General features: G+C 66.6%; 27 protein-coding genes and 1 other RNA gene. 9 read left to right on the top strand and 19 right to left on the bottom strand.

From position 1 onward, the window contains the following. The first annotated feature begins 69 nt into the window (after window positions 1–69). A complete protein-coding gene (locus Q0Q02_RS00465; protein WP_293806084.1) occupies window positions 70–438 on the top strand; it encodes a cell division protein ZapA in 369 nt (122 codons plus the stop codon). A 172-nt stretch (window positions 439–610) separates the two neighbouring features. On the opposite strand, the gene pal is transcribed toward Q0Q02_RS00465, so the two are convergent. Next, window positions 611–1,132, bottom strand: a complete 522-nt coding sequence (pal, locus tag Q0Q02_RS00470; RefSeq protein WP_293806085.1) for a peptidoglycan-associated lipoprotein Pal — start codon at window positions 1,130–1,132, stop codon at window positions 611–613. Window positions 1,133–1,458: 326 nt separating this feature from the next. Between pal and Q0Q02_RS00475 the strand changes: the two genes are divergently transcribed. After that, complete coding sequence (locus Q0Q02_RS00475; protein ID WP_293806086.1) at window positions 1,459–2,259, top strand: aldolase; 801 nt, start codon at window positions 1,459–1,461, stop codon at window positions 2,257–2,259. A gap of 45 nt (window positions 2,260–2,304) precedes the next feature. Here the strand turns inward: Q0Q02_RS00475 and Q0Q02_RS00480 are convergent, their stop codons facing one another. From Q0Q02_RS00480 to tolQ, 5 genes are all read right to left on the bottom strand, one after another. Beyond that, window positions 2,305–4,080 (bottom strand): autotransporter outer membrane beta-barrel domain-containing protein, encoded by a 1,776-nt coding sequence (locus Q0Q02_RS00480; protein WP_293806087.1) that lies wholly within the window; start codon window positions 4,078–4,080, stop codon window positions 2,305–2,307. A gap of 254 nt (window positions 4,081–4,334) precedes the next feature. Further along, window positions 4,335–5,591, bottom strand: coding sequence for a Tol-Pal system beta propeller repeat protein TolB (tolB, locus tag Q0Q02_RS00485; RefSeq protein WP_293806263.1), 1,257 nt, complete (start codon window positions 5,589–5,591; stop codon window positions 4,335–4,337). A gap of 86 nt (window positions 5,592–5,677) precedes the next feature. Beyond that, window positions 5,678–6,880: a cell envelope integrity protein TolA gene (gene tolA / locus Q0Q02_RS00490; protein WP_293806088.1), complete on the bottom strand. Its 1,203-nt coding sequence runs from the start codon at window positions 6,878–6,880 to the stop codon at window positions 5,678–5,680. 19 nt (window positions 6,881–6,899) lie between these two features. After that, window positions 6,900–7,352, bottom strand: a complete 453-nt coding sequence (tolR, locus tag Q0Q02_RS00495; RefSeq protein WP_293806089.1) for a protein TolR — start codon at window positions 7,350–7,352, stop codon at window positions 6,900–6,902. Window positions 7,353–7,363: 11 nt separating this feature from the next. Next, window positions 7,364–8,074, bottom strand: a complete 711-nt coding sequence (gene tolQ, locus Q0Q02_RS00500; protein ID WP_293806090.1) for a protein TolQ — start codon at window positions 8,072–8,074, stop codon at window positions 7,364–7,366. Between the two features lie 439 nt (window positions 8,075–8,513). Between tolQ and Q0Q02_RS00505 the strand changes: the two genes are divergently transcribed. Next, window positions 8,514–9,095, top strand: coding sequence for a hypothetical protein (locus Q0Q02_RS00505; protein ID WP_293806091.1), 582 nt, complete (start codon window positions 8,514–8,516; stop codon window positions 9,093–9,095). Window positions 9,096–9,249: 154 nt separating this feature from the next. On the opposite strand, the gene Q0Q02_RS00510 is transcribed toward Q0Q02_RS00505, so the two are convergent. The 3 genes from Q0Q02_RS00510 to ybgC all read right to left on the bottom strand — a co-directional run bounded on the left by Q0Q02_RS00510 (window position 9,250) and on the right by ybgC (window position 11,029). Further along, the gene (locus Q0Q02_RS00510; protein ID WP_293806092.1) at window positions 9,250–9,684 is read right to left on the bottom strand and encodes a DUF2852 domain-containing protein; all 435 of its coding nucleotides are present in this window, start codon (window positions 9,682–9,684) and stop codon (window positions 9,250–9,252) included. 93 nt (window positions 9,685–9,777) lie between these two features. After that, window positions 9,778–10,434, bottom strand: a complete 657-nt coding sequence (locus tag Q0Q02_RS00515; protein ID WP_293806093.1) for a TetR/AcrR family transcriptional regulator — start codon at window positions 10,432–10,434, stop codon at window positions 9,778–9,780. Between the two features lie 190 nt (window positions 10,435–10,624). Further along, window positions 10,625–11,029, bottom strand: a complete 405-nt coding sequence (ybgC, locus tag Q0Q02_RS00520; protein ID WP_293806094.1) for a tol-pal system-associated acyl-CoA thioesterase — start codon at window positions 11,027–11,029, stop codon at window positions 10,625–10,627. Window positions 11,030–11,156: 127 nt separating this feature from the next. Here ybgC and Q0Q02_RS00525 point away from each other — a divergent pair, with 127 nt between their 5' ends. Continuing rightward, complete coding sequence (locus tag Q0Q02_RS00525) at window positions 11,157–11,669, top strand: hypothetical protein (RefSeq protein ID WP_293806095.1); 513 nt, start codon at window positions 11,157–11,159, stop codon at window positions 11,667–11,669. A 152-nt stretch (window positions 11,670–11,821) separates the two neighbouring features. Here Q0Q02_RS00525 and Q0Q02_RS00530 read toward each other — a convergent pair whose 3' ends face one another. The 6 genes from Q0Q02_RS00530 to ruvC form a co-directional block, all read right to left on the bottom strand. Next, window positions 11,822–12,367, bottom strand: coding sequence for a DUF3828 domain-containing protein (locus Q0Q02_RS00530; RefSeq protein WP_293806096.1), 546 nt, complete (start codon window positions 12,365–12,367; stop codon window positions 11,822–11,824). After that, the gene (gene ruvB, locus Q0Q02_RS00535) at window positions 12,364–13,407 is read right to left on the bottom strand and encodes a Holliday junction branch migration DNA helicase RuvB (RefSeq protein ID WP_293806097.1); all 1,044 of its coding nucleotides are present in this window, start codon (window positions 13,405–13,407) and stop codon (window positions 12,364–12,366) included. Before ruvB ends, Q0Q02_RS00530 begins: the two co-directional genes overlap by 4 nt. Continuing rightward, entirely contained in the window at window positions 13,404–13,787 is a 384-nt protein-coding gene (locus Q0Q02_RS00540; RefSeq protein WP_293806098.1) for a hypothetical protein, read from the bottom strand. The genes ruvB and Q0Q02_RS00540 overlap by 4 nt, the downstream gene beginning before the upstream one ends. A 110-nt stretch (window positions 13,788–13,897) precedes the next feature. Beyond that, complete coding sequence (locus Q0Q02_RS00545) at window positions 13,898–14,389, bottom strand: hypothetical protein (RefSeq protein WP_293806099.1); 492 nt, start codon at window positions 14,387–14,389, stop codon at window positions 13,898–13,900. Next, a complete protein-coding gene (gene ruvA / locus Q0Q02_RS00550; RefSeq protein WP_293806100.1) occupies window positions 14,386–15,003 on the bottom strand; it encodes a Holliday junction branch migration protein RuvA in 618 nt (205 codons plus the stop codon). Before ruvA ends, Q0Q02_RS00545 begins: the two co-directional genes overlap by 4 nt. A gap of 164 nt (window positions 15,004–15,167) precedes the next feature. After that, a complete protein-coding gene (ruvC, locus tag Q0Q02_RS00555) occupies window positions 15,168–15,683 on the bottom strand; it encodes a crossover junction endodeoxyribonuclease RuvC (protein ID WP_293806101.1) in 516 nt (171 codons plus the stop codon). 163 nt (window positions 15,684–15,846) lie between these two features. Here ruvC and Q0Q02_RS00560 point away from each other — a divergent pair, with 163 nt between their 5' ends. Further along, window positions 15,847–16,626, top strand: coding sequence for a sulfite exporter TauE/SafE family protein (locus tag Q0Q02_RS00560; RefSeq protein ID WP_293806102.1), 780 nt, complete (start codon window positions 15,847–15,849; stop codon window positions 16,624–16,626). A gap of 120 nt (window positions 16,627–16,746) precedes the next feature. Here the strand turns inward: Q0Q02_RS00560 and Q0Q02_RS00565 are convergent, their stop codons facing one another. The 4 genes from Q0Q02_RS00565 to ssrS form a co-directional block, all read right to left on the bottom strand. Then, window positions 16,747–17,493 carry a YebC/PmpR family DNA-binding transcriptional regulator gene (locus tag Q0Q02_RS00565; RefSeq protein ID WP_293806103.1) on the bottom strand — a complete coding sequence of 249 codons (747 nt, stop codon included), beginning with the start codon at window positions 17,491–17,493 and terminating at the stop codon, window positions 16,747–16,749. Window positions 17,494–17,594: 101 nt separating this feature from the next. Next, window positions 17,595–18,419 carry a TIGR00282 family metallophosphoesterase gene (locus Q0Q02_RS00570; protein WP_293806104.1) on the bottom strand — a complete coding sequence of 275 codons (825 nt, stop codon included), beginning with the start codon at window positions 18,417–18,419 and terminating at the stop codon, window positions 17,595–17,597. Window positions 18,420–18,474: 55 nt separating this feature from the next. Continuing rightward, a complete protein-coding gene (locus Q0Q02_RS00575) occupies window positions 18,475–19,062 on the bottom strand; it encodes a 5-formyltetrahydrofolate cyclo-ligase (protein WP_367275004.1) in 588 nt (195 codons plus the stop codon). A 6-nt stretch (window positions 19,063–19,068) separates the two neighbouring features. After that, window positions 19,069–19,226, bottom strand: a non-coding RNA gene (ssrS, locus tag Q0Q02_RS00580) — 6S RNA. 369 nt (window positions 19,227–19,595) lie between these two features. On the opposite strand from ssrS, the gene ybgF reads away from it, so the two are divergent. The 4 genes from ybgF to glmM all read left to right on the top strand — a co-directional run bounded on the left by ybgF (window position 19,596) and on the right by glmM (window position 25,261). After that, window positions 19,596–20,540 (top strand): tol-pal system protein YbgF, encoded by a 945-nt coding sequence (gene ybgF, locus Q0Q02_RS00585; protein WP_293806105.1) that lies wholly within the window; start codon window positions 19,596–19,598, stop codon window positions 20,538–20,540. Beyond that, window positions 20,537–21,592, top strand: coding sequence for a tRNA lysidine(34) synthetase TilS (gene tilS, locus Q0Q02_RS00590; RefSeq protein WP_293806106.1), 1,056 nt, complete (start codon window positions 20,537–20,539; stop codon window positions 21,590–21,592). Before ybgF ends, tilS begins: the two co-directional genes overlap by 4 nt. A 111-nt stretch (window positions 21,593–21,703) precedes the next feature. Further along, on the top strand, window positions 21,704–23,629 hold the full coding sequence (ftsH, locus tag Q0Q02_RS00595; RefSeq protein WP_265055949.1) for an ATP-dependent zinc metalloprotease FtsH: 1,926 nt from the start codon (window positions 21,704–21,706) through the stop codon (window positions 23,627–23,629). A 288-nt stretch (window positions 23,630–23,917) separates the two neighbouring features. Further along, the gene (gene glmM / locus Q0Q02_RS00600) at window positions 23,918–25,261 is read left to right on the top strand and encodes a phosphoglucosamine mutase (RefSeq protein WP_293806107.1); all 1,344 of its coding nucleotides are present in this window, start codon (window positions 23,918–23,920) and stop codon (window positions 25,259–25,261) included. Window positions 25,262–25,353 lie beyond the last annotated feature (92 nt).

Consider the following 25,353-nt stretch of genomic DNA (forward strand, 5'->3'; position numbering starts at 1 on the left):
TGTCCGAAAACCGCATTCCACTTTTCGGGTCGATGCTCTAGCCAAAGCTAAAACGGAACTGGAGACCGAATGCCGCAAGTCAACGTCATGATCTCCGGGAAGGCCTATCGCATGGCCTGCGGGGAGGGCGAGGAAGCTCATCTCGAAGGGCTTGCCCGGTTCTATGACGAGAAGATCGGCGAGATGCGGCAGGCCTTCGGCGAGATCGGCGACATGCGCCTGCATGTCATGGCGGCGCTGATGGTGGCCGATGAGGTCCATGAACTGAAGCTGCGGCTGGCAAAGCTGGAAACCGATCTCGCGGCAACGCAGGGCAATGCCGGCGCCGCCGACGAGCGCCTCAGCGAGGTCGAGGACCGGGCGGCGGAAGCGCTGGTCGCGGCGGCCGAGCGGATCGAGGGCGTGGCGCGGAGCTTGATTCCGACGGCGGTGGGGTGAGAGAGACAAGCGTCATGCTCGGGCTTGACCCGAGCATCTCGTGAGGAAGAGGCGCTTCATCCTGCCGGAGATTCTCGGGTCTTCGCTTCGCCCGAGAATGACGCCCTGTTCAAGAATGAAAAGGCCCCGGATGTTTCCATCCGGGGCCTTTTCATTTGTCTCTGCGTCGGGATCAGACGCCCGGGGCGCCGCCGGCGCCATCCAGCACCGTGACGGAGCGGCGGTTCTGCGACCAGCAGGAGATGTCGTTGCAGACCGCGACCGGGCGCTCCTTGCCGTAGGAGATGGTGCGCATGCGGTTGGCCGGGATGCCACGCGAGGCGAGATAGTCGCGCACGGTCTGGGCGCGGCGGGCGCCGAGCGAATAGTTGTACTCGCGGGTGCCGCGCTCGTCGGCATGGCCTTCGACGGTGAAGGTGTAGCGCGGATAGCGCTGCAGCCAGCCGGCCTGCTTGTCGAGGGTGGCGGTCGCGGTCGAGGTCAGGTCGGTCGAGTCGGTCTCGAAGAAGACGCGGTCGCCGACATTGACGACGAAGTCCTGCGCGCTGCCCGGCGTTGCTGCGCCGCCGGCGCCGAAGCCCGAACCGTTGGCATCGGCGTTCTGGTCCTTGGCGCAAGCGCCGAGCGCGAGGGTGGCGGCGAGGGCGGCAGCGAAGCGGACGGCACGGCCGCTGGGAATGAGAGTGGACAACATGGCTGGACTCCGGGGCAATCGAATTGTGTGGCGGTGCACTTCGAGGAAGGCTTCGCGAGGCCTCATCAATGAACCGTCAACCTAAACGAGACCTTGCCAAATCAGGGCGAAGTGGCGGCATTGCGGCTTATGGTTAACCAATTATGGCAAAAGGCGATTCCGGGAGGGGCTGTGGTGCGGCGGCCACATCGGCACTCACCCGTGAAAGAAGCTTGCAGATCACCCGGACAATTGCAGCGCCTGTTTCGCCGGAACGGCTCTATCGTTGCCTGAACATCGGCTCGGTACTTGCTTCGTTCCCGCCTTCCCTTCGATCGGAGATCGCGATGGCTCATTCCCTCAAGTCCGGCGCTGCGAGCGTGGCGCCCCTTCGTGGTCCCAACCAGCCCGATCTCGATTCCGATCTCGTCTGGGAGGCGCGCCGCGACCTTGCCGCGGCCTTCCGCATGGCGGCGCGCTATGGCTTCGAGGAGGGGATCTGCAATCACTTCTCGGCGCTGGTGCCGGGCCATGACGACCTGTTCATCGTCAATCCCTATGGCTGGGCCTTCCGGGAGCTGACCGCCTCGAAGCTTCTGATCTGCGACTTCCACGGCAATGTCGTCTCGGGCGAGGGCCAGCCGGAGGCGACCGCCTTCTACATCCACGCGCGGATCCACAAGAACGTTCCGCGCGCCAAGGTCGCGTTCCATACGCATATGCCATACGCGACGGCGCTTTCGATGACCGAGGGGGATCCGCTGATCTTCGCCGGGCAGACGGCACTGAAGTTCTACGGCCGCACCGCCGTCGACCGAGACTATAACGGGCTGGCGCTGGACGAGCGCGAGGGTGACCGCATCGCCGCCGCGATTGGCGATGCCGATATCGTCTTCATGAAGCATCACGGCGTGATGGTGCTCGGGCCAAACATCGCCGAGGCCTGGGACGACCTCTATTATCTGGAGCGCGCCTGCGAAGTGCAGGCATTGGCGCTCTCGACCGGGCGCGAGGTCAAGCCGGTGAGGCCCGAGATCGCCGAAGCGGCCTATCGCCAGATGCGCGAGGGCGATCCGGAATCGGCGCGCCTGCACCTGGCCTCGATCCGCCGCCAGCTCGACGCCGAGGAACCGGTCTATCGTGATTGAACCGGAAGGAAACCGGCGACCGTGCGGGGCACGGTCGCCCGCAGCTCAGAACCGGACGTCCATCCGGGCTTTCAGGGCGTGGTCCTGATTGTCCTTCGCGATGGCGCCGGTATAGGCGATGCTCGCGACCAATTGCTTGCTGATCTGCCAATCGAGCCGCGCTTCGGCGATCAGGCTGTCCCGCGCGATGGGAACGCCTTGCACGGCGAAGGCGCTCCCGATCGAGCGAAAGCCCAGAAGGGCCTTGCCGTCGACGTCGCCAAAAGCGTGCTGCCAGCCGAGCGTCGCCCGGGCGGTCAGCGGAAGCGAGGTTCCCAGCTTGGTCGCGAAATGGGCGCCGATCGTCGAGGTGGGTATGGTCTGATCCTGGCTCGCGCCGAAAAGCGCCGCCGGGCCACCGATCTCGTTGAACGAGTCGGTGTGGAGCCGGACGACCGCCACCCCGGCGAACGGCTCGACCTGGAACGCACCGTAGTTCAGCCGGTAACCCGCTTCGCCGAAGGCCTGGGCGGTGTAGCCGTCGAGCTTGGTCTTGAAGGCGCTGTTCAGGCCGGGAACAAGAACGGCACGGCTCATCTCGATGTCGTTATTGGTGTAGGCGGCACCAAGGCGGAGATTGATATTGCCGAACGAGGTGGCGCCGTAGAGCGAGCCGAAGACGCCGTTGACGTTTCCGGAGGAAAGGCGCGAGTCCATGTCGAAATTCGTGCGCGTATAGCCGCCGGCGACACCGAGGCGCGTTTCTCCGCCGAGCCAGTCGAAGCCGACATCGCCGCCGATGATGAAGCCGCCCGTGGAGCGGTCGGTCTTCGCCGTATTCGCGTTGCCGTCGGTCCGGCCGCGGGCTCCGAGCGCCTCACCCCAGAGGGAGTAGCGGCTGGCGCCGCGGAACTGCGTCGGCACCTGCATCGCGACCGGGCGGGCCTTGCCGCCCGGCAGATCGGAGGATTGCATGGCATAGACGGTTTGCGTCGGCACGGAGCCGACCGGCCCGTCGAAGCCGAAATTCTGGCCGGAACGCAGATAGCCCAGCACCGAGTTCCGCACGAGCGAGGCGTCGGCGAAGGTCGTGCTGGCTATGTTGGCGTAGCCGTCGCCCGAGAGCTGGGTGAGGCTGCCGGCCAGCTGCTCCTGGCTCTGCAGGAACAGGTTGAGGAATTCGGGCGGCAGGTCGCCGGTCCTGTCGATCTGATTGTTCAGCGCGGTCGCGGTCGAGGCCTGATTGATGGTCAGCCCGGCCAGCGAGAAATAGGGCAGGCCGAAGGTCGCGGCGAACGCCAGGTCTTCCGGGATGAAGCTCCACATCGATGACGTGAGGCTGCCGAGCCCGAGCGAACCATTGTTGATGAAGACGAACTGCCCGCCCGCATATTGTGTATTGTTGGTCAGTGCGCCGTAGCGGGCGTTTCCGTTCGCTCCGGGAATGTTCGTCGTCGTGAACAGCAGGACGTATTGCTGGCCCGGCGTCAGCGACAGCAGACCCGTCGAAACCTTGTAGGCCGCATAGCCGGTTCCCGAGATCGTCATCACCGGCGATTCGAACAAGGCGGATCCCGTGGCGCGCCGGTTCACGCTATCCCAGGCATAGACATAGGCTTGGAAGGGAATGTCGGCACCGCTTTGGCGCGACACATTGAAGGTGAAGCTGGTCAGGCGCCGGCTGCTGCTGTCGGCCGTGATCGTCTGGCCGTAGGTCGCGGTATTGGGGCGCCCGAAGCTCGAGATGAACGACGTGCCGTTCCAAAAGGGCGTGGTGTCGATATTCTGGGCGCTCGCCGGGGCCGCGAGGAATATCGCTGCAAGGGCCGAGCCGGCCCCCAAAAGGCGTCCCAGCTGTCGCAGCCTGCGTGGAGAGCGGCTCTCACCTGAAGACGTTGCCATCGATTGCCCCTGCACGCCCGATCAAACTCTTGATTCGAACGGTACAAATCGATGGGGCTCTGACGCAAGGTAACAGGCCGCGTGTCTGCCGCTTTTCAACGGGCAGTTGCATTTTCGGTACGTCATGACGGCCTGCTTCCGAAGCCGCCCGGCGGGACCGGGCAGCTTCCCGTCAGACCGGCACGGGTTTCGCCTCAGCGCTGGCCGCTGAGCAGGGGCGACCAGGTCGGGTCGGAAGCGAAGGCCGGGGTCGGCACCGGCACTTCGACGCGGCCGGTGATGTCGACCATGTAGAGCTTGCCGCCGGATTGTCCGCCCGGATCGCGGAAGAACATGATGTACTGGCCGTTCGGCGCCCAGTTCGGGGCCTCGTTATGGAAGCCTTCGGTCAGGATGCGCTCGCCCGAACCGTCCGGCCGCATCACGCCGATGGCGAAACCACCGCCGCCCTGGCGGGTGAAGGCGATGAGGTCGCCGCGCGGCGACCAGGAGGGCTGCGAGTAGCGGCCCTGGCCGAAGGAGATGCGCTGGCCCTCGCCGCCGGCGGCCGGCATCACATAAAGCTGCTGCTGGCCGCCGCGATCGCTCTCGAAGACGATGCGCGAGCCGTCGGGCGCATAGGAGGGCGAGGTGTCGATCGCTGCCGTCGAGGTCAGGCGCGTCGTCGAGCGCGAGCCGATATCGATGGCGTAGAGATTGGCGTTGCCGCCCTGCTGGAGGGAGAGCACGACGCGCTGGCCGTTCGGGGCGAAGCGCGGGCTCGAGCTCATGTCGGGGAAGTTGCCGACGATCTGGCGCTGGCCGGTCTCGATGTTCAAAACCTGCACGCGCGGCTGCTCGCCCTGGCGCTGGGTCATGAAGGTGACGTCCTGCGAGACCGGCGAGTAGCGCGGCGTCACCACGGAGGTGTCGCCATTGGTGAGGTAGCGCACATTGGCGCCGTCCTGATCCATGATGGCGAGGCGCTTGCGGCGCGTCTCCTTCGGGCCGGATTCGTCGACGAAGACGACGCGGGTGTCGAAGAAGCCGCCGAGTCCGGTGACCTTCGAGAAGATCGCATCCGAGATGATGTGGCCGACGCGGCGGGCATTGCTCGGGTCGGTGAAGTACTGCTGGCCGTCGGTCTGCGTGCCGGTGGCGACGTCCCAGAGCCGGAACTCGGCGCGGATGCGGCCGGCCTCGCGCGCGACGCGGCCGGTAACGAGGGCCTGCACGCCCGCCGCCTTCCAGGCATCGAAGCGCGGCGCGGCATCGAAGGGTGGGTTCGCTTCGGGGAAGCGGCCCTTGTCGACGGGCGTGAAATAGCCGCAGCGCTTCAGGTTGTTGGTGATGACGCCGGAAACGAGCACGCCGCCCTCGCCGCCGAAATCGGCGATGGCGATCGGCATCGGCTGGAAGGCGCCGCCACGCAGGTCGATGACCAGCTCGGCTCTGGCCGCGGCAGGCACCATGAGCGCCGCGCCAGCGGTGGCGAGGAGGCGACGGCGCGTCGGCGCGGCCGCGAGGAAGGGGAGGGGGCTTCTGTCGATCATCGGGGTCACATGACGTCCCTGGCGTCGAAATTGACGACGACATCACGCCAGTCGTCGTAATAGGAGGCGAACTGAGCCGGGATACGCAACGGCGCGCAGCGGCGGGTGGCGGTCAGCGCCGAATCGGCGGCGACCCGGAAGAGCGGATCCGAGGACGAATTAATCACGCCGGGCTGGGCGGCCAGCGAGCCGTCAGTGTTCAGTTTTATCCGCACATGCGGAACGGGCGGATTGTCAGTGTTGGCGAGCGCGATCGGCTTGTTCCAGCAACTGATCAACTGATCCCTGATGATGCCGACGAGTTGCGCCCGCATCGAGGGATTGAGCTTCTGGCCAGCGCCTCGTTCCGTGCCCAGAGACGCTGTGCGATTGACCTGGGGCGCTGAGGACCCCGACGACTTTGCCGGTTCCTTCGAGCGCAACAGCTTGTCGATATCTGTCAGATTGAAGTTCTTGGCGAGCTCCGCCTCCTTCTTCGCCTTGGCCTCGGCTTCCTGCTTGGCCTTGGCCTCCGCGGCGAGCTTGGCCTTCTGATCGGCCTCGGCCTTCGCCTTGGCGGCAGCCTCCGCCTTTTCCTTCGCGGCCTTCTCAGCTTCCGCCTTGGCGAGCGCCTCGGCCTTGGCCTTCGCCTCGGCGGCGCGCTTGGCGGCCTGGGCCTCGGCTTCCGCCTTGGCCTTGGCGGCGGCCTTTGCGTCCTCCTCGGCCTTCTTCGCCTTGGAGGCGAGCTCGGCCTCCTCGGCGAGCTTGGCCAATTCCTCGCGCTTCTGCTCGGCCTCGCGGGCGGCGGCGGCCTCGCTCTTCTGCGGCGGCTGCTTGGCGGGTTCGGGCGGCTTGGCCTCGGGCTTGGGCTGCTCGACCGGGCGGGCCGGCGGCGGGGGCGTCGTGGCGTTGTTCTCGGCCGTCTTCAGCTCGACCGGGCGCGAGGGCGGGGCCGGAGTGTCGGCCTTGGCCTCGCCGGCTTCCTTGCGTTCGACCTTTTCGGACTGGCGCTCGGCGCGCGGGGTCGGCTGGGCCTGGACCTTCTCGGCGCTGCGCTCGCCGCGCGTCACCTGGTTGAGAGCGCTGGGGTCGACGAGCTCGACGGCGATCGCCTCCTCGTTCTCCGGCAGAGGCGCGGGCGACGAGAACGCCAGCAGCCCCGCGACAAGGAACGTCACGTGGCCGAGCGCCGACACCAGCATGCCAGGTTCGGAGGTCGAAAGCTTCACGCCCTGAACATCCCTACTTTCAGCGGCTCGCCGGCTCGGTGACGAGCGCGACCCGCTTGAAGCCGGCGGCAGTGATGGTCGACATCACCGAGGCGACGCGGCCGTAATCGACCTGCTTGTCGCCGCGAACATAGACGCGCTCGTCAAAACCCTGCTTCGCCAGGCTCTGGAGCTTGGTGACGAGGTCGGGCTCGAGCGTCGGTTCATCCTGCAGGAAGATCTGACCTTTGCTGTCAATGGCGATGGTCAGGGGCTTCTGGTCGACATTGATCGGCTTGGCGCCGGTCTGCGGCAGGTCGAGCGGGACGCCGGTCGCGATCAGCGGCGCGGCGACCATGAAGATGATGAGCAAGACCAGCATGACGTCGATGAACGGCGTCATGTTGATCTCGGCGATGGCGCCGTGGCGGCGTCCGCGCCGGCCTCGGCGGCCGGAACCGCCCTTTGCGCCTGAAGCGGCTGACATACCCATCGGTCAGGCCCTCACGCCGCCATGCGCTCGTCGATCTGCCGCGACAGGATCGCGGAGAACTCGTCGGCGAAGGCTTCGAGGCGCCCTTGCGCCTTGGCGACCTCGGCCTGGAGCTTGTTGTAGGCCATCAGCGCGGGAATGGCGGCGAAGAGGCCGATCGCGGTGGCGAAGAGCGCTTCGGCGATGCCGGGCGCGACGACCGCGAGCGAGGAATTCTTGGAGACCGCGATCGCGGTGAACGAGGTCATGATGCCCCAGACCGTGCCGAACAGCCCGATGAAGGGGGCGGCCGAGGCGATGGTCGAGAGCACGAGCAGCTTCGAATCGAGGCGCTCGGTCTCGCGCTGGATGGTGACGTCGAGCACCTTGTCGATGCGCTGCGAGAGGCTGGCGACCGAGCGGCCGCCATTCTCGAAGGAGCGCTTCCATTCGCGCATAGCAGCGACGAAGACGGCGGCCATGTCGTTGACCGGCTTGCTGGCGAGGTCGCGATAGAGCTCCTCGAGCGAACGGCCGGACCAGAACACCTCCTCGAAGGCGTCCATGTCCTTGCGCGTGCGGCGATAGAGCAGGGTCTTGTCGATGATGATCGACCAGCACCAGACCGAAGCGCTCAGCAGGCCCATCATGACCAGCTTGACGACGATGTGGGCGTGCCAGAACAGCGTCCAGAACGACATGTCGATCTGCGGCGCGGCCTGCGCGACGTCGGCGGGGTTCATCCTGTCATCCTTCTCACCCAGGCGGTGCGGCCGATGCTGGACGTCTCAAGGCGCCAGCCTCGGCCCAAACCCCGCCGCTTGCGTCGCGGGAGACCCACGCCGCCGCCCGTTCCGCGATCCGGGGAAATGCCGTATCCCTCCAATCGCGCGTGAATCCGGCGAAAGATGGGCCGAAACGGGGTTTCCCACGGAACGCATGCTCCGAAACGAGTTAAGCCTCCGGCAAGGTTAATGTCGGGTATACGCCCGGCGCGATGTGGCGATGTCGTGGAGGTGCAGGCCCGGTGGAAACTCCGGAGCCCCCAGCGGCAGGGCGGAAGGCCTGCAAGAATTTGGCTGAAACCCTGTTCGGAAAGGCCTACGAATCCCTCGCGGCTATCCATCCGCGGCAAGACACCAACATTGAACCGAAGTTGCTTTCTGAGTGGAGAGGTTTCCCATGTCGAAGCATATTGGTCTGATTGTCGCTCTTTCGCTCGCAGCGGCTGTTGCCGGTTGCGCCACCTCGCCGGTGGTAACCACCCAAACCGTGATCGTCGCCGGCCTGGGGCCCGTCGATATCGAGCGCCTCAATGTCCGGGTGGTCTCGGTCGATCGGCCCAACCGCGCCGTCGTGGTCGAGCAGCGCGGCTTGCAGTGGCTGGTCAACGTGCCACCGGTCTTCGGCAATCTCGACAATGTCCGCGAAGGCGACATGGTCGATATCAGCCGCGCCGAGGGCGTTGTCGTCGAGGTCCGGCCGAGCCGGCGCGGCTCCCGGCCGGGGATCACCTATACCGAGACGGCGAGCACGCCGGCCTTCCAGAACCTGCCGGAGCGGTTCGTCACGCGGTCGCTGACGCTGACTGCGCGCTTCGAGCGCTTCGATGCGGCCAACGGCACGGTCAACTATGTCGGGCCGCTGGGTCCACGCACGCTCACCGTGGCCGACCCGGCCGTGAAGGAGCGGCTGCGGCGGTTCAAGCGCGGCGACATGGTCGACCTCACCTTCGAAGAGGCCTTCTACATCACCCTGCGATAGGGCGTCGCTCGCATCGCGCCTGCCCGGTGTCCGGGCAGGCGGACTTGTTCGGGCGAGGGCGCGGAGCCGACCGGCTGTAACTGCAGCCGAAACGGAAAGCCCGCCCCGGCGAACCGGGACGGGCGTGATCGGAGGCTTGCTAGAGTCTGACGCGTCAGGCCGCGTCGGGCTGGGCCGGCGGGTTGTTGCGGCGCTCGTTCATGAACTGATCGAACTCGGCCTTGTCGCGGGCCATGCGCAGGCGGCCCAGGAAGTCGTGGAACTCGCGCTGCTCGTCCTCGAGCCGGCGCAGCGTCTCCGTGCGATACTCATCGAAGGCGCGGTTGCCGCTGGAGGGGCCGCCGCGGCCCCAGCCGCCAAAGCCGCCTTCGCGGCCGGCCATGCGCTCGCGCAGGCGGTCCATCTTGCCTTGCAGACGGCTCATCCGATGCTCGTACCGGTCTCCGGCATATCCACAACCCATGCGTCCACTCCAGAATAGAAAGGCCAGGGTCGCCAGACCCAGCGGCCAGAACAGAATGAAGCCGAGAACCGCGAAGGCGATCCAGGCACCCTTTCCATATTCGTCCAGTTTCTCGACGATCGGCATTGCTCCCTCACTGAGCCAGCGTGAATGTAAATCACATTTACATAGATGCGCCTGACCCTGCCGCTTGTCAAGAAGAGGGCTTGCCGAAAAGAATCAGTCGGGCTTCGAGGCGCCGTTGCCGCCGATGCCGAGGCCCTGGAGGTAGATCAGCATGCCGGCTTCCAGCAGCTCGGCGGCGGACATCGGCAGGGGACGGCGCCCGCCATCGGCGCGGCCGAACAGGGCGGCGACGCCATGCGACATCGCCCAGACATGCAGGGCCATCATCAGGGCCGGCGGGCGCTTACCGGCCGGGAGCTGTGCGATCAGGGCTTCCGAGGCCTGGCGCAGGCCGGCGAAGGCGCGGTCGGCCGCGGCACGCAATTCGGGGCTGGCATCGAGCGGCACGCCGGCCTCGAACATCGCCGAGTAGTAGGCGGGCTCGTCATGGGCGAAGGCGAGATAGGCGCGCCCCAGCCGGTGGAACGCGGTTTCGGGATCGGGCCGGCCCTGGTCCCAGGCGCGCGACAGTGCCGCCTCAAAAGCCTCGAAGCCGCGCGCCGCGACATCGGCCAGGAGCTCGTCACGATCGCGGAAATGGCGGTAAGGCGCGGCCGGGCTGACGCCGGCCATGCGCGCGGCCTCGGCGAAGGTGAAGCCGTTCGGCCCCTTCTCGCCGATCAGCCCGAGCGCGGCCTTCACCAGCTCCTCCTTGAGGTTGCCATGGTGATAGCCGCGGGGTGTCTCGGGGCGGTCGCGCTTCCAGCTCATGTAAGGAGCGCTAACATGCGAGCGGGGGCTGCGTCGACTGTTAGGCGTAACAACAAGCCCTCATCCTGAGGAGCAAGCAAAGCTTGCGTCTCGAAGGATGCTCCAGTTGGTTCCGGAGCCTCCTGGACCATCCTTCGAGACGCCGCTGGCGCGGCTCCTCAGGATGAGGGCTTCGGGTGGCCGGATCTTCTCAGTCGTCGAGCATCAGCCGCTTGCGCAATCCGTCGGGGATGCGCCGGGCGCGTCCGCCGCCGACGCAGGCGACCATCACCTGAGCGGCGATCAGGACGTCCGCGCCGCGCAGCACGCGCTGCTCCAGGTCCATCGTGGCGCCGCGCGCTTCGACACAGCGGGTCTCGATGGTGAGCAGGTCGTCCATCACCGCCGGCCGCAGGAAATCGATGGTCATCTTGCGCACCGCGAAGCCGAGCGCCGTCTCGCCGTCGAAGAGCTCGCGCTGCTCGACGCCGAGGGCGCGGATCAGTTCCGTACGGCCGCGCTCCATGAAGCGCAAATAGGAGGCGTGATAGACGACGCCGGAAAAATCGGTGTCTTCATAGTAGACGCGGACGTCGAGGCGGTGGACGCTGCTCATGTCGCTCCGGGGCGCTGTCGGACGGTTCGCGCTGCCATAGACCATGAGGCGCGCCTTCGGAAAGGCCGGAACCGGCTTCGCCGTGCGGCGTTGCCGCTTGCGTGACCGCAATGAGGGAGGACAAGCGATGGCACAATCCAGCAAGACGACGGCGCGGCTGCTCGACAAGACCGAGCTCGATCTCGTCGCCCGCACCCAGCGCAGCGCGATCGGGACGTTGCCGGACGACGCGTTGCGCGATCTCGCCGGCAAGCTGCGCGAGCGCCGCGACAAGGCGCGCGACGGGGCGCGTCGCCAGAAGCGCGAGATGCGTGGCAAGGCTGAGCCCAAAGGTGCCAAAGCTGCCACCGACAACACCGGCACCAAGGCGAAAGCGGACGCGCTGACCGCGGCGCTGAAGCGCGTCGGCGCCGAGCGCACGCGCCGGGAGGAGAAGGCGAAGAAGCCGAGCCAGCGCAGTCTCGCGCGCAAGGCGCTTGCCCTCAAGCAGCGGCAGCTTGCAGCCGAGCGGCCTGCCAGCCGCACGGCAAGCAAGGGCATGCGCCCGGTCGAGAATCCGAAGGCGGCGAAATCCGGCGCGTTGAACGACGCCGGTGCTCGCCCGGCGATGATGCGTTCGAAGATCGCGCGACAGTCGTAGCGGACGTCTGCCTCGCTTCCGGGAAGCACGCGTCATTCCGGACAAGCCGCGAAGCGGCGCCGATCCGGAATCCATCGGGGGGCTCGGCGCCTTATGATGGATCCCGGGTCAAGCCCGGGATGACGGTGTGGTTCCCCGTCAGATCGGCAGACTCAGCGCTTGCAGGGCTTGCCCATGAAAGAGCCGCAGTCATAAGGCTGGGAGAGCACCTCGCGGACCGAATAGTCCTTGCCCTCGAAGCTGTTGACGATGTCGTCGATGCGCCAGCCGCCGTTCTCCCGGATCATCCGGAACTGGACGGCGACCGGCTTGCCGAAGCTGCGGAAGCTGGCGATCACGGTCGCCTTGCCGGCGGCTACGGGGATCGTGTCGAGGCTCAGCTTCTTGATCTCGCCATCCTGGCCGTTGAGGAAGGGATCGGCGCCGATCTGGCCCATGTCGCCGCTCTCGTCCTGGTAGAGATCGTCGCGGGCGAAGAGGGCGGCCAGACTCTGGCTCATCAGCTTGTCGCGATGCGGCGGGCGCCAGGGCGGCGGCGGGGCCTTGCCCTTGGCGGCGAGCGTCTTGATCGTGATGGCGTAGGCCTCTTCGACCGGACCGCGCGGAACATCGTCACCGGCGCGTGCCGAAACCGCAAGGACTGCGAGGACGCCGGTCAAGGCGAGCGCCAGCGCGAAATTCCGAAAGATCTGCTTCATGCCTCGTCCTCGTCGTTCCCGAACAGGCCGAACTGGGCCGTCTCGCGCGTCGGCTCGGGCATGCCGAGATGGCGGAAGGCGTGCGGCGTCAGCAGGCGGCCGCGCGGGGTGCGCTGGATGAAACCCTGCTGGAGCAGGAAGGGCTCGATGATTTCCTCGATCGCGTCGCGCGGCTCGGAGAGCGAGGCGGCGATGGTCTCGATCCCGACCGGGCCGCCGCCGAAATTGATCGCGACCGTGGTGAGATAGCGCCGGTCCATCTGGTCGAGGCCGATGGCGTCGACATCGAGCAGGGAGAGCGCCTTGTCGGCGACCTTGCGGGTGACGATCGGGTCGCCGTCGACGATGGCGAAGTCGCGCACGCGCCGGAGCAGGCGCCCGGCGATGCGCGGTGTGCCGCGGGAGCGCTTGGCGATCTCGTTGGCGCCATCATCGGACATCGGCACGCCGAGCACGCGGGCGCCGCGCGCGACAATGCCCTGCAATTCCTCGACCGTGTAGAATTGCAGCCGGATCGGGATGCCGAAGCGGTCCCGCAGCGGCGTGGTCAGCAGGCCAGCGCGGGTGGTGGCGCCGACGAGCGTGAACTTGGGTAGGTCGATCTTGACCGAGCGCGCGGCCGGGCCTTCGCCGATGATCAGGTCGAGCTGATAGTCCTCCATTGCGGGATAGAGGATTTCCTCGACCGCCGGGTTGAGGCGGTGGATCTCGTCGATGAAGAGCACGTCGCGCTCTTCGAGATTGGTGAGTTGGGCGGCAAGGTCCCCGGCCTTGGCGATGACCGGGCCGGAGGTCGAGCGGAAATTGACGCCGAGTTCGCGCGACACGATCTGCGCCAGCGTGGTCTTTCCCAAGCCGGGCGGGCCGACGAAGAGGACATGGTCGAGCGCGTCGCCACGACTCTTGGCGGCGTTGATGAAGACCTGGAGATTGGCGCGCGCGGCCGCCTGGCCGGTGAAATCGGATAGCGACAGCGGACGCAGCGAGGTTTCGCTGTCGTCATCGCGGCGTTCGCCGGAGAGAAGACCAGGTCGTGTCATTGGGCTGGAAGACGATGTTTAGGCTGTCGCATCAAGGGAAAAATCAACGCGCTGACACACAGAGCGGCAAAAGCATGAACGGCGACGGAAGCGGCAAAGGCTTGGGCCGGCCACAGAAACAATCCTCTCAAGTCGTGAGCGGCCCAAGCCTGAACGAAAGCGAGGATTGCGAAGAGAGCCGAGGGCGTGAACGCAATTCGGGCCGTGGTTTTCACAACATGGCGGAGCGAAACGTACCCGTTTTCGTCCAACTGCTCCGTCAGTCTCAACCCCGCGCGGTATCCTTGAATTCCTCCGAAGATCAAAGCCATGGCATAGGCGGCGATGGCAGCTTCGAGCGAAACTGAACCGGCGCCGAAAGGCACATAGATCAGATACATCGCGAGAAGGCCAAAAGCGGGGCCTGCAAGGAAACAGCAGACAAATATATATGCCGGAGCCGCTATGGAACGTGATGGCCGGGACGCAGCTCCTTGTCCCTTGCTTTCGCTCACAGCGCGATCTCCAGCTCGATGGCGTCGTGGATCGGAATGTCCTTGTATCCCGTCTTGATGATATCAGGCACGACCGAGCGATAGGCGTCGATCGCCTCGAGATAAAGCCCCGAGAGGCGGAAGCCGCGGCGCTGATAGAAGGTCATGCCCGGCATGTTGTCGTTGGTCAGCATGGCCTTGAGCCGTTTGGCGCCGGCCTTGCGCGCCGCGAAGATGACGGCGTCGAGCATCTGGATCGCGACGCCTTCGCCGGGCTTCAGCGAATGGAGCGCGCAGAGATAGGCGCTGTCGCCGCGGACGGTCCAGCTCGCCAGCGCGGCTGTGGCGCCATCCGGCTCGAACAGGCCGAGCGCATCGATCTCGGCGACGTCGTAGACGTGCAGGCCGATCATCATGCTGTGCGAGCCCCAGCTCGCCAGCATGATGCGGCAAAGCTCGGTCTTGTCGGTGACGATGCGCAGTTCGAGCTCTTCGGGCGCGTCGCTCACTTCGCCAGTTCCTTCAGGCCCAGCTTGATGAGTTGGGCCGTGCCTGCACCGTCGCCGGCGGCCTTGGCGGCAGCCGCCACGGCGGCCACCGCTTGCGCCTGAGGATAGCCGAGATTGGCGAGAGCGGACACGGCGTCGGCGATCGGTTGCGGCAGCTTCCTGTCCTCCAGCGCGCCGGCGAGCTGCGCCACACCCGGATCGATATGACCGAAGGCCGGGGCCTTGTCCTTGAGCTCGGCGCAGAGGCGTTGCGCCAGCTTGGGGCCGACGCCGGGCGCGCGCGCGATCGCGGCCTTGTCGTTGGTGGCGATGGCGGTGGCGAGCGCGCCCGGCTCAAGCGTCGAGAGGATCGCGAGCGCGACCTTGGCGCCGACGCCCTGCACGACCTGCATCAGGCGGAACCAGTCCCGCTCGACATCGGACATGAAACCATAGAGGCGGATCGCGTCCTCGCGGACATGGGTCTCGATCGAGAGCGCAGCGGCCTCGCCGGGCTGGGGCAGGCGCTGCAGCGTGCGCGCCGAGCACTGCACGACATAGCCGACGCCCTGCACGTCGATGATGACGTGATCCTCGCCATAGGAATCGATCAGGCCCTTGAGCTTGCCGATCATCGATTTTCTCCGCCGCGTGTCATCCCGGGCTTGACCCGGGATCCATGCCGGAGGGTTTCCGAAAGAGGTTCAGGCATGGATCCCGGATCTCCGCTTCGCTCCGTCCGGGATGACACGCTTAGGAAGAGCGTTGTGCAAAGCCGGGATCGTCGCATTGTTCCTCATCAGCCCGCCACGCGCATCTGCGCGACCAATGCCTTCATGCCGCGATGCTGGGCGTGGCAGATCGCGACGGCGAGCGCGTCCGCCGCGTCGGCCGAGGAGGTCTCGGCCTTGGGCAGCAGCACGCGGATCATCGCCTGGACCTGCTTCTTGTCGGCATGGCCGACGCCGACCACGGTCTTCTTGACGAGGTTGGCGGCGTATTCCGCGACATCGAGCCCGGCGAGCGCCGGCACGACCAGCGCGATGCCGCGGGCCTGCCCGAGCTTCAGCGCCGATTGCGGGTCGCGGTTGATGAAGGTTTCCTCGACGGCGGCCTCATGCGGGCGATGCGTGGCGAGGACCTTGTTCAGGCCCTCATGCAATTGCCGCAGGCGTTGGCCGAGCGGGAGAGTTCCATCGCTCTCGACGCAGCCGCAGGCGACGAAGGAGAGCTTGCTGCCTTCCGAAATCACGATGCCCCAGCCGGTTTTCCGGAGGCCGGGGTCGATGCCGAGGATGCGAATCGGGGGTGCCATGTCGGGCTCAACCTAGCGGATGTTTCGGATTTGTCCCGCACCGAGACGGGTGGCGAGACCGAGCGGGATGAATTCCCCTGATCGATGACATCAAAAAGGAAAGTTGTTCTTGCCGCCCGCCCGTGGGCATGGTTCGCGGCAACTTTCTCCTCATGCCGGCTCCATGTCCTCGATCCTGTCTTCCTTCATGCCGGGCCTCACGGCCGACGGCATCGCCGTCCTGCTGGCCGCGACATTGCTCGGCGGCCTCGTGCGCGGCTTCACCGGCTTCGGCTTCGCCATGGTGTTCATGCCCCTGGCCTCGGTCGTGCTGGGGCCGGTCGCGGCGCTCGGGCTGATCTGGTTCATCGACCTGCCTTTCGCGCTGCCGATCGCTGCGCGCAGCGCCAGGACGGCGGAATGGCGCGAAATCCTGCCGCTGCTGCTGACCGCGACGCTCGCGCTCCCGGCCGGCATCTGGCTCCTGATCTGGCTCGACCGCGAGACGATGCGCTGGGTGCTGGCCTTGCTTGTGCTGATCGCTGTCGCGCTGATGGCGTCGGGATGGCGCTATCACGGGCGGCCGACGATCCCGCTCTCGCTCGGCGTCGGGGCGCTTTCGGGACTCTTCAACGGCATGGCCTCGATCGGCGGCATGCCGCTCGCGGTGTTCTGGCTCGGCGCGCAGCGCAACGACCGACACAAGACGCGGGCCAACCTGCAGGCCTTTTTCGGCGTCTCGACGCTGATCAGCGGCATGGTTTTGTGGTGGAAAGATATTCTCACCACCGGTGCCGTGCTGATGGCGGTGCCGCTCTTCGCCGTCTACGGCATCGGGCTCTGGGCCGGGACGCATGGCTTCCGGCTGGCTTCGGAGGAGACGTTCCGGCGCGGGGCCTATCTGGTGATCTTCCTGAGCGCGCTGATCAGCCTGCCGCTGTGGGACGTCGTGATCGGGCGGTAGGCAAAGGCCTTACCGTCATGCTCGCTCTTGTGGCGAGCATCCATGTCTTGAACACGAGCTTCGACCAGAGAAGACGTGGATGGTCGGGACAAGCCCGACCACGACGTGGAATGCGCCGGCTCAGGCGCTGAGCTTGGCCATGATGTCGTCGGCGATCTCGAAATTGGCGAAGACGTTCTGGACGTCGTCGTCGTTGTCGAGGGCCTCCATCAACTTCATCATCGAGGCTGCCTTGTCCTCGTCGAGCGGTGCCGACGTCGTCGGCCGCCAGACCGGCTTGGCCGAAGCCGGCGCGCCCAGCGAGGCTTCGAGCGCCTTGGAGACTTCGTTCAACGCATCGAAGGCGCAGAGGATGGTGTGGCCGTTCTCGTCCGAGATCACGTCGTCGGCGCCGGCTTCGATCGCCGCTTCCATCACCTTGTCGGCGTCGCCGGCCTCCGGCGGATAGGAGATCTCGCCGACGCGGTTGAACATGAAGGAGACCGAGTTGCTCTCGCCCAGCGCGCCGCCCGACTTGGTGAAGTAGGAGCGCACGGCGGAGGCTGTGCGGTTGCGGTTGTCGGTCAGGGCCTCGACGATGACGGCCGCGCCGCCCGGGCCGTAGCCCTCGTAGCGGACCTCGTCATAGTTCTCGCCTTCGCCGCCGGCGGCCTTGTTGATGGCACGCTGGATGTTGTCCTTCGGCATGTTCTCGGCGCGCGCGGCAAGCACCGCCATGCGCAGGCGCGGATTCATGTTGATGTCCGGCATGCCCATCTTGGCGGCGACGGTGATTTCGCGGGCCAGCTTCGAGAACAGCTTGGAGCGCACGGCATCCTGCTTGCCCTTGCGGTGCATGATGTTCTTGAACTGTGAATGGCCGGCCATGGGAGCTCGTTACCTTCGGAGGTTGCGGCGGAAAGCGCTGGAAGCCGGCCTTATAGGCGCCGGCTCCGCCCGCGTGCAAGCGCTGCGCGCGGTCGAATGCGTCAGGAAATCCAGGCGTCCGGCACGGCCTGGCTGAGATGCGGGCCGACGCGCACGGCCCAGACCGCCCTGGCCAGGCCGGTCGCATCGTCGATATCGACCGCGACGCCGGAGAGCGTGCCTTCGCCGGTCGCCGGCTCCAGGCGGGCGCCCGGCACCTTCTGCAGGAAGCGGCGCACCGGCTCGTCCTTCTGCATGCCGAGTACGGAATCGTAGTCGCCGCACATGCCGGCATCGGATTGATAGGCGGTGCCGCCGGGTAGGATGCGGGTGTCGGAGGTCGGTGCATGGGTATGCGTGCCGACGACGAGGCTGGCGCGGCCGTCGAGGAAATAGCCCATCGCCTGTTTCTCGCTGGTTGCCTCGGCATGGACATCGACGATGACGGCGTCCGCCACCTCGCCGAGCGGGCAGGCGGAGAGCTCGCGCTCGACCGCGGCGAAGGGATCGTCGAGCGGGTCCATGAACAGCCGGCCCATGACGTTGACGACGAGGACGCGGGCGCCGTTGCGGGCCTCGATCACGGCCGCGCCGCGGCCGGGCGTGCCGGGCGGATAGTTCGCCGGGCGGATCAGGCGGTCCTGCCGGGCAATGAAGACGAGAGCCTCGCGCTGGTCCCAGGAATGGTTGCCCAGCGTGACGACATCGGCGCCGGCAGCAAGGATCTCGTCGCAGATCGCCTCGGTGATGCCGAAGCCGCCGGCGGAATTCTCGCCATTGATGATGACGCAGTCGAGCTTCCAGGCTTCACGCAGGGCGGGCAACCGCTCCTGAACCGCAATCCGGCCGGGGCGGCCGACGATGTCACCGAGGAAGAGAAGACGCATGAAACCGACTCGAAAACTGCGAAGGCTTTCTCCCTCGCGCGAAGGCGGGCGGGAATCAACCGCAGCGAAGGGTTTCGCGCTCGGTCACGATCCAGTCGAGGCGCCGGTCATGCGGCTCGTTCGGCACGGCGTCGATCTCCTGCGCGCCATAGCCGATGCCGATGCTGATGGTGGGGCCGAGCTCGCTGAGCGCCCGGTCGTAATAGCCCTTGCCGTAGCCGATGCGGTAGCCGCGCCGGTCGAAGGCAGCGAGCGGGACGAGCAGGATCGTGGGCTTCACCTCCGTCTGGTCGGTGGCAGGAACGAGGGTGCCGAAGCCGCCCGGTACGATCGGCTCGTAAGGCGCCCAGCGCCGGAAGATCATGCGCCTGTCGACGATCGCGGGCAGGCAGAGCGGCAATCCGCGCTCATGCAGGGCTTCGAGGATCGGACGGGGATCGGCCTCCGAGCGCATCGGCCAATAGGCCGAAACCGGGCCGGTGCTGCCCTTCCAGACGGGGAGGGCCAGCGCGTGCGCGGCGATTTCGGGATCCCATTCCAGCCGGTTGTCGAGATCGAGCGCGTCGCGGCGGGCCAGCGCTTCGGCGCGGAGGACCGCCTTGCGCGGGGAGGGTATGACCTGCGTGTCGGACGTCATCGTCATAAGGGCTGCGGAGCCACCTCGGCCGTGGAGTTTTGAATCCCGGGACACCTACTAAAGTAGGTGGGCGCCGTGTGTCCGGTTCCGATGGATCCGGTCAGGGACAGCTCCCTAGGGAGTCGTATGGGCCCGGGGAATGCTGTCTCTCACGCACCAGGCAGCCCCGCTCCGACAATGTAGGGAACACGCCGGCAAAGCGCCAGTGGTTCTTTATGGGATGCCCCGCGAATTCCTGTCTCGCCTCAGCCCTCGGCCTGAGCGTCCGGCTGGAAATTGTCCGAGCCCTCATCCTGAGGAGCCATTTCGTGAGAAATGGCGTCTCGAAGGATGTTCCAGGAGGCTCCGGAGACATCTGGAGCATCCTTCGAGACGCCGCTATCGCGGCTCCTCAGGATGAGGGCTGAGGAGGTCGGGCGGCGTTTCTTTGCCCCTGACGCGCCCTGCGATCGGGGCGACCATGAAAACGTTCATATTTTGGCCGTGGTGCGCTGGTGTTATAGAGACGCACGCGACATGTACGGAAACCGGTTTCAGCGATGCTTCGTTCTCTCCTAGCCCGCCATCTCTCCCGCCCGGGACTGGCCGCCTTGGCGCTCTCCGCCGCGCTCGCCGGCGGTGCCGTGCCGGCTTCGGCGCAGGATGCCGCCGATCTGCTGGTCCGCACGACGCGGCTGGAGAACCAGCTGCGCCAGATGTCCGGCCAGATCGAGCAGCTCCAGTTCGAGAACCGCAGGTTCTCCGAGCAGCTCCGCAAATTCCAGGAAGACGTCGATTTCCGCCTGAACGAGAAGGGTGGCGGCGGACGCCCGAATACGGCTGCTCCCGGCCCGACGGGGGCACCGCCTGCCGGTGGAGCGCCGCAGCGCCAGCGCCGCGGTGACGCCTTCGATCCGACGATGCAGCAGGGCGCGGCGGGGGCTCCCCAACAGCTCGGTGGCGGTGGGGCGATCGCCGGCATCATCGAGGATGAACACGCTGGGGGCTCGTCCACGGGGCAGCCGCTCGACCTGCAGGGCGTCGGGCGCCCGGTGTCGCAAGGCGGGCTGCCGCAGGACAGGCCGCGTGGCGCGAGCGTCGCTGCCGCGAGCGGCCCGCAGAGCGCCAAGGACGCCTATGACCTCGCCTTCGCTTCGCTCCAGCGCAAGGAATACGAGCAGGCCGAGATGGGCTTCCGCCAGTTCCTGCAGAGCTATCCGCGCGACCGGCAGGCGGTCGATGCGACCTACTGGCTCGGCGAGAGCTATCTCCAGCGCCAGCGCTATCGCGAGGCGGCCGAGCAGTTCTTGAAGATCTCGCGGGAATCGCCGAAGGCCGCCAAGGCGCCGGACAGCCTGCTCAAGCTCGGCATGTCGCTGAACGGGCTCGGCGCCAAGGAACAGGCCTGCGCCACCTATGCCAAGGTCGGCGTCGACTATCCCTCCGCCTCCAATTCCGTACGCCAGGGCATCGCCCGCGAACGCCGCCGCTCCGGCTGCGCTTGAGCGCGGCACCGATCGAAAGCGATGCAGCGCCGGTCTCGCTCGTCGAGGCCGGCGCTGCTTTCGAGGGGCTGCCGCATGAGACGGCCCTGCTGGTCGCCGTCTCGGGCGGACCGGATTCGGTAGCGCTGCTGGCGCTTCTCGCTGCGTGGGCTGAGATGCCGGGCCGGCCGCCTCTTCATGCCGCGACGGTCGATCATGGCCTGCGCCCGGAATCGGCCGATGAGGCTGCCGCCGTGGCGCAGCTCTGTTCAAAACTCGGCGTCGCTCATGCGACCCTGCGCTGGGAGGGGCCGAAGCCGGCCAGCGGCGTGCAAGCGGAAGCGCGGCGCGCCCGTTATGCCCTGCTGGCGAACGAGGCGAGGCGGCTCGGCAACGCGACGCTGGTCACCGCCCATACGCTCGACGATCAGGCCGAGACCGTGCTGATGCGGCTCTCCCATGGCTCCGGGCCGTCAGGGCTCGCCGGGATGCGGGCCCGGACCGAGGTCAACGGTGTTGCGCTGGTCAGGCCCCTGCTCGGCATTCCGAAAGCGCGGCTCATTGCGACAGCGCAGGCGCGCGGACTGCCTTTCATCCGTGATCCCAGCAACAGCGACTTGCGCTTCGAGCGCGTGCGCTGGCGCGAGACGATGCCGATCCTCGCGGATCAGGGGCTGACGGCCGAACGGCTCGGACGACTGGCCGAGCGAATGGTGCGGCTGGACGAGGCTGCCGCACATCGCGCCTGCAAGGTGCTGGCAGAGGTGGAGTTGCCGGTCGGAACAGCGGATGACGGCCTGCGCCTGCGCTTTTCCACGCTGATCTCGGAGCCGGAAGAGATCGTGCTGCGGGTTCTGGCGCTGGCGCTCGACGCGGTTGTGCCGGACGGAGAGAGACATGGCCGGCTTGAGCGGCTGGAGGCATGCGGGGCGGCTCTGATGGAAGCAATCCGTGCCGGTTCGGCCTTGCGGCGGACCTTGTCGGGCTGCGTTCTCTCGCTTGGCCGCGATGGCATCCTGACGCTGCAAAAGGAGCCGCCGCGCAGACGGGGCGTTCACTCTTCGGCGTCATAGTGCCGCCACGTCATTGCTTTCCCTTGGCAAGGGCGCGTGCGACACCTAAATTGGCAAACGGGAAACTCAAGGCCTCATCCGGTTGGTCCGGCAGGCCCGATCGGACTGGGAATGAATCCGAATTTTCGAAATTTCGCCCTCTGGGTGGTGATCTTCCTGCTGGTCCTGGCGCTCGTCACTCTGTTCCAGAGCCCGAGCCAGCGCACCAGCACCAATGAAATCCCCTATAGCCAGCTGATCAACGAGGCCGAGGCCGGACGCGTGTCGAACGTCGTCGTGGCCGGCCAGGAGATTTCCGGCTCCTTCTCGGATGGTCGCAGCTTCGTGACCTATGCGCCCTATGGCGACCCGAACCTGCTGAAGACCATGGCCCAGAAGGGCGTGCAGGTCTCGGCCAAGGCGCCGTCGGAAGGCACGCCCTGGTTCATGGCGCTGCTGGTCAACTCGCTGCCCTTCGTCATCTTCATCGGCCTGTGGATCTTCATGTCCCGCCAGATGCAGAACGGCGCCGGCCGGGCGATGGGCTTCGGCAAGTCGAAAGCCAAGCTCCTCACCGAGGCCCATGGCCGCGTCACCTTCGAGGATGTCGCCGGTATCGACGAGGCCAAGGAAGACCTGCAGGAGATCGTCGAATTTCTGCGCGACCCGCAGAAGTTCCAGCGGCTGGGCGGGCGCATCCCGCGCGGCGTGCTGCTCGTCGGCCCTCCCGGTACGGGTAAGACCCTGACGGCGCGTGCCGTCGCGGGCGAGGCCAATGTGCCGTTCTTCACCATCTCGGGTTCCGACTTCGTCGAGATGTTCGTCGGCGTCGGCGCGAGCCGCGTCCGCGACATGTTCGAGCAGGCCAAGAAGAACGCGCCCTGCATCATCTTCATCGACGAGATCGACGCGGTCGGCCGTCATCGCGGCGCCGGTCTCGGCGGCGGCAATGACGAGCGCGAGCAGACGCTGAACCAGCTCCTCGTCGAGATGGACGGCTTCGAGCCGAACGAGGGCGTCATCATCATCGCCGCGACGAACCGTCCGGACGTGCTCGACCCCGCGCTGCTGCGTCCGGGCCGCTTCGACCGCCAGATCGTCGTGCCGAACCCGGATGTCGCCGGCCGCGAGAAGATTCTGCGCGTCCATGTCCGCAAGGTGCCGATGGCGCCGGATGTCGACCTCAAGATCCTGGCTCGCGGCACGCCCGGCTTCTCCGGCGCGGACCTGATGAACCTCGTCAACGAGGCGGCGCTGCTCGCGGCCCGCCGCGGCAAGCGCATGGTCACCCATGCCGAGTTCGAGGACGCCAAGGACAAGGTCATGATGGGCGCCGAGCGCAAGTCGATGGCCATGTCCGAGGAAGAGAAGAAGCTGACCGCCTATCACGAGGCCGGTCACGCCATCGTCGGCCTCTATGTCCCGGCCGGCATTCCGGTCCACAAGGCGACGATCATCCCGCGCGGCCGTGCGCTCGGCATGGTCAAGTTCCTGCCCGAAGGTGATCGCTACTCGATGAAGTACAAGGAGTTCACCTCGCAGCTCGCGGTCGCCATGGGCGGGCGCGTGGCGGAGGAGATCACCTTCGGTCGGGAGAACATCACCTCCGGCGCGACCGGCGACATCCAGCAGGCGACCAAGATGGCCAAGGCCATGGTCACGCAGATGGGCTATTCGGACGAACTCGGTATGGTCGCCTATGGCGACAACCAGGAAGAAGTCTTCCTGGGCATGTCGATGGGCCGTAGCCAGAGCGTTTCCGAGGCCACGGCGCAGAAGATTGACGCCGAGGTGAAGAAGCTGGTCGACACCGGCTATCAGGACGCCAAGAAGATCCTGACCGAGCACCATGACGAGTTTGTCGCGGTGGCCGAGGCGCTGCTCGAGTTCGAGACGCTGACCGGCGAGGAAATCCGCGACCTGATCGCCGGAAAGCGGCCGTCGCGCGATCTCGATGACACGCCTCACGCCCCGCGCGGCTCGGCCGTGCCGAGCGCCGGCAAGGGCCGCAAGCGCGGCGAGCCGGATGCCGGCATGGAGCCGCAGCCGCAGGCTTGAGGCGGATCGAGTGGATTGCGAAAGGGCGGCCGAAAGGCCGCCCTTTTCGTTATTCCAGCGCGTCATGCTCGGGCTTGACCCGAGCATCTCATAGCGGAGAGGCTCCCGTTCGTCGTCTTGCCGGAGATTCTCGGGTCTGCGCTTCGCTTCGCCCGAGAATGACGCGCGTGAGCGGGTTGTTCCCGGCTCGCTTTCACGCACCGTCACAATTTGTGAGAAGGCGGAAAGGTTTTTTGATTATAGAAACGCGCAAAATCGGGCGCTGATCGCCCCTTGGAATCGAATCATATGACGCGCAAATATTTCGGAACGGACGGCATTCGCGGGCGGGCGAACGGCGTCATCACGCCGGACCTCGCCCTGAAGGTCGGCCAGGCCACGGGCCTCGCCTTCCGCCGCGGCGAGCACCGCCACCGGGTGGTGATCGGCAAGGATACCCGCCTCTCCGGCTACATGATCGAATACGCCATGGTCGCGGGCTTCACCTCGGTCGGCATGGACGTGATGCTGCTCGGCCCGATGCCGACGCCGGCGGTGGCGATGCTGACGCGCTCGATGCGGGCCGATCTCGGCGTGATGATCTCCGCCTCGCACAACGCTTACGAGGATAACGGCATCAAGCTGTTCGGGCCGGACGGCTACAAGCTGAACGATGAGGTCGAGCGCGAGATCGAGGAACTGATCGACGGCGATCTGACGCCCCGCCTCTCCGGCTCGCCGAAGCTCGGCCGGGCCAAGCGCATCGACAGCGCCGATGCGCGCTATGTCGAATTCGCCAAGCGCACCATGCCGCGCAACATGAGCCTGGAAGGCCTGCGCATCGTGCTCGATTGCGCCAATGGCGCCGGTTACAAGGTGGCGCCGCAGGCGCTTTGGGAACTGGGCGCCGAGGTCATCATCGTCGGCGATGAGCCCGACGGCTTCAACATCAACCGCGATGTCGGCTCGACCCATCCCGCGACGCTGGTGGCGAAGGTTCGGGAATTGCGGGCCGATGTCGGCATCGCGCTCGACGGCGACGCCGACCGCGTGCTGGTTGTCGACGAGCAGGGGCAGATCGTCGACGGCGACCAATTGATGGCGGTGATCGCGCGCTCCTGGCTGGAGGATGGCCGGCTCTCGGCGCCGGGCATCGTCGCGACAGTGATGTCCAATCTCGGGCTCGAGCGTTATCTCGCGGGCCTGGGCCTGTCGCTGGCGCGCACCGCGGTCGGCGACCGCTATGTGCTGGAGCACATGCGCAACCACGGCTTCAATCTCGGCGGCGAGCAGTCCGGCCATATCATCCTCTCGGATTTCGGCACGACCGGCGACGGGCTCGTCGCGGCGCTGCAATTGCTGGCCGTCGTCAAGCGGATGGACAAGCCGGTTTCCGAGGTCTGCCACTGCTTCGAGCCGCTGCCGCAGATCCTCAAGAACGTCCGCTACAAGACCGGGCGCCCGCTCGAGGAGGAGGCGGTGATCAGCGCGATCGAGGCGGCGAAGCAGCTTCTCGGCGAGAGCGGCCGGCTGGTGATCCGCCCCTCCGGCACCGAGCCGGTGATCCGCGTCATGGCCGAGGGCGACGACCGCGACCTGGTCGAGCGCGCGGTCGACGATGTCGTCGAGGCGGTGACGAAGGCTGCGGCCTGACCTGAGGCGTCATGCTCGGGCCTGACCCGAGCATCTCTCGCCGGAGGGGGCTCCGGTGCGCTCTCGTCATGAGATTCTCGGGTCTGCGCTTC

The sequence above is a fragment of the uncultured Allobosea sp. genome, assembly GCF_945956895.1.
GTDB lineage: Bacteria > Pseudomonadota > Alphaproteobacteria > Rhizobiales > Beijerinckiaceae > Allobosea.